The organism is Actinomycetota bacterium, from assembly GCA_005774595.1.
GTDB lineage: Bacteria > Actinomycetota > Coriobacteriia > Anaerosomatales > D1FN1-002 > D1FN1-002.
Genome location: VAUM01000205.1, coordinates 1 through 3,537 on the forward strand (window position 1 = coordinate 1; position 3,537 = coordinate 3,537).

General features: G+C 70.0%; 4 protein-coding genes. All 4 read right to left on the reverse strand.

Annotated elements, in window-relative coordinates; genetic code table 11:
* A partial coding sequence (locus tag FDZ70_07905; GenBank protein ID TLM73168.1) for a hypothetical protein occupies positions 1-403 on the reverse strand: 403 nt, incomplete at its 3' end.
* Between the two features lie 10 nt (positions 404-413).
* A complete protein-coding gene (locus FDZ70_07910; protein TLM73169.1) occupies positions 414-620 on the reverse strand; it encodes a hypothetical protein in 207 nt (68 codons plus the stop codon).
* Between the two features lie 72 nt (positions 621-692).
* Complete coding sequence (locus FDZ70_07915; GenBank protein TLM73170.1) at positions 693-2,300, reverse strand: NAD+ synthase; 1,608 nt, start codon at positions 2,298-2,300, stop codon at positions 693-695.
* Between the two features lie 325 nt (positions 2,301-2,625).
* Complete coding sequence (locus FDZ70_07920) at positions 2,626-3,519, reverse strand: hypothetical protein (protein ID TLM73171.1); 894 nt, start codon at positions 3,517-3,519, stop codon at positions 2,626-2,628.
* Positions 3,520-3,537 lie beyond the last annotated feature (18 nt).

Here is a 3,537-nt window from a genome sequence, read left to right on the forward strand (position 1 = left end):
GGCGAGAGATGACATCGTCCGCTTTGAAACGGTTGTGGACGCGCAGGAAGCAGGTGCTCTCGGGCGGCGGGAGGATGAAGTACCAGTGCGTGATGCGGTGCTCGTCGCGGATCTCCTGGTAGGTCGGCTCCGCGGCGGCGTAGAGGCCCGCGCGGTCGCGGGCGGTGAACAGCGCGAGCAGGCGCTGGTCGGCCCTGGCGACGTCGAGCGCGGCGCCGAGCTTGGCCCGGTCCACGCGGACCAGTTCAGCGTACGCCTCGCGGGCGGCCACGAGCGCGTCGCCGGCGTCGTCCCGGAGTTCGGCTCGGTACTGGAGGTCCGCCATCAGCCACAGTAACGGCAGCGCGACGGCGACGAGCGCGGCGAAGAGGAGCGCGAGCCGCCTGCGGATGCGGTGCTTCACTTCGGGCCCGTCAGACGCGGATGTCTACGCCGAGGACCTCTTTCGCGGCGTTCTTGACCGCCGCGATCTTGTCTTCTTCGTCAGGGCTGTTCTCGAAGATGAGAGACAGGAAGAAGCCCGCCTTGAGGCTGATCTCACCCTTGGTCTTGAACGCGTCGAGCCCCCGGTCGGCGATGATCTCGTCGATCTGCACGACAGCGTCATGAAGTCGGCCCATGAGGCAGACACCTCCCTCGTGAATGAATCTTACCGCTATCACGCGCGATTGCGGAAGTGGTTGCGTGACCCATCATCCCAAGTAGCCGTTCGTCACGGGGATCCGGCGGTCGCGGCCGAACGCCTTGTGCGTGATGCGCACACCGAGCGGGCCCTGCCGGCGCTTGTACTCGGCAGCATCGACCATGCGGCAGACGCGCGCCACGAGCTGCGGCTCGTGCCCGGCCGCTGCGATCGCATCCCGAGAGGCGTCCTGCTCCACGTAGGCGGCGAGCACCGCGTCGAGCTCGTCGTAGGGCGGCAAGGAGTCCTGGTCGGTCTGGCCCTCCCGGAGCTCGGCGCTCGGCGCCTTGGTGAGCGTGCTCTCGGGGATCACCGGTCCGCCGGCCTGCGAGTTGCGCCAGCGGGCGAGCTCGTACACGCGCGTCTTGAAGACGTCCTTCAACGGCGCGAAGCCGCCGACCATGTCGCCGTAGAGCGTCGAGTAGCCGACCGACAGCTCGGACTTGTTGCCCGTGGCGAGCACGAGCCAGCCGAACTTGTTCGACAGCGCCATCAGCAGCGTGCCGCGCACGCGCGCCTGCAGGTTCTCCTCCGTGACGTCCGCGCCGCGGCCTTCGAATGCGGGCGCGAGCACGGACTCGTACGCCCCGAACGGGCCCTCGATCGGTATCTCGAGCGTCCCGATGCCGAGCGCCGCGGCCAGGTCGCGCGCATCGGTGAGCGAGTGCTCGGAGGAGTAGCGCGACGGCATGAGCACGCCGTGCACGCGGTCCGCTCCCAGCGTGTCGGCGGCCAGCGCGGCGGTGAGCGCCGAGTCGATGCCGCCCGACAGGCCGATGACCACGTGCACGAAGCCGTTCTTGCGGCAGTAGTCGCCGAGGCCGAGCGTGAGGGCGCGCCAGACCTCCTCGGGACCTTCGAGCGCCGGCTCGACGCGGTCCGCGGCGCCGAGCCTGCCGGTGGGCGAGAAGTCGACCACCAGCAGGTCCTCCGCGAACGGCTTGGCGCGTGCGACGGTCTCGCCGTCCGGCGAGATGACGCACGAGCGGCCGTCGAAGACCAGCTCGTCCTGGCCGCCGACGAGGTTGCAGTACGCGAGCCACACACCGTTGTCGCGCGCGCGCGCCCGGAGCATGGCCTCACGGCGCTCGCCCTTGCCCGCGTCGAACGGCGAGGCCGAGATGTTCAGCACGAGGCGCGCGCCGGCGGCCGCGGCCTCGGCGACGGGCTCCGGCTCCCAGACGTCCTCGCAGATGGTCAGACCGTACAGCTCGCCGCCGAACTCGACGAGGCCTGGATCGTCGCCCGGCGTGAACCAGCGGCGCTCGTCGAAGACGCCGTAGTTGGGCAGCAGGCGCTTGCGGTAGGTTCGCAGCACGCGACCGTTGCCGCACAGCGCCGCCGCGTTGTAGAGCGCGTCGTCCTCGCGGTCGACGAACCCCACAAGCGTGTTGTGGCGACAGACCGCGGCGACCCGTTCGAGCGCGTCGAGGTTGTCCTCGACGAAGTGGTCCTTGGCGAGCAGGTCCTCGGGGGGATAACCGGTCAGGGCGAGTTCCGGGGTCAGCGTGAACGTGGCGCCGGCCGCCTCGGCCTCGACCACCGCGGCGATCACGCGGTCCGCGTTGCCGGCGATGTCGCCGACCAGAGGGTCGATCTGGCAGATCGCGAGGCGCATGTCACTCCCTTGTGCGCGGGAACGCTACCGGATCGAGCCTAGCACTCCCCGCGCGCGGCGCACGACCGCACGCTCACTCTCAACAGCCCGGCTCGCCCGGATGGCCGCAGCACGTCTTGAGCCGGAACAGCTTGAGGAGCGGGTTGCGGACGACGAGCCACACCTTGCGCGGCAACGGCATGGGCTGACGCAGGTTGCGGGCGAACGCGCTCGCACTCGGGCTCGAAGCCGGGCCGTGCCGGTCTCAGTCACACACCTGCGAAACGCCTCCCCTCGCCGTAGCGGGCCGAGCGTACCACGCGGCGCGGCGGCCGGCGGCCGGCGGCTACAGATCGGCCGGCGTGAGGAAGTCCGAGTACAGCAGCGTCACGCCGGAGTCCAGGTAGCGCCGCGCGTCCTTCGGGTCGTTCACCGTGTAGACCGCCGTGACGAGCTTCCGGTCCCTCGCCCGCTCGGCCAGCGCGGCACTCCACATCGTGTCGGGCATCGCGACCACCTTCACGCCGCTGGCCGCCGCATAGTCGATCGCGGCCTCGGGAGTGCCTTCGAGCTGGTAGAGCGTGTAGATGACGTTGCGGAAGTCGTGGACCTTCCGGACGGTCGCGAGCATGTCCTCGTCGTACACTTGGATGACGAACCGCTCGAGCAACACCCGATCGTCCCCGACCGCTTCCAGGATGGCGCGCATCGCGCGCTCGACCTCGGCGGGCTCTTTGCTCTTGGTGTCCGTCACGATCCAGGTGTCGGGATACGCCTTCATGAGCGTGACGAGGTCGTCGAGGGTCAGCGCGGTCATCGTCCCGTGGACGGGGAGCGCCTCGAACTCCGCATCCGTCAGCAACGCGTTCTGGTCATCCACCTTCTGGCCGAGGAACTCGTAGAGGTACGACTCCCAGCCGTGCCTACAGACGGGCCTCCCGTCCTTGCTGAACACGAGGTCCGCCTCGAAGACGCGGTAACCGGCGTCCCGGTTCGTGATGAACGCCTCGAGCGTGTTCGTCACGCGCCGGTCGGGCGCCACGCCACCCATGCCGTGCGCGATCAGCGCGGTGGTGGACGCCCATGAGTACGGCTCGGGGTGCGCGACCGCGTAGTTGGGATCCGGCCGCATCTTCGAGAGCGAGTCGCGGCCCGTGAGCGTCCCGGTCGCCGCCGCGCCTCCGGCCCCCGAGGCGCCCCCGGCGTCCGGGACGGCGCCGGGCTCGTCGACCCAGCGCACGCACGCGGCCGTGAGCGC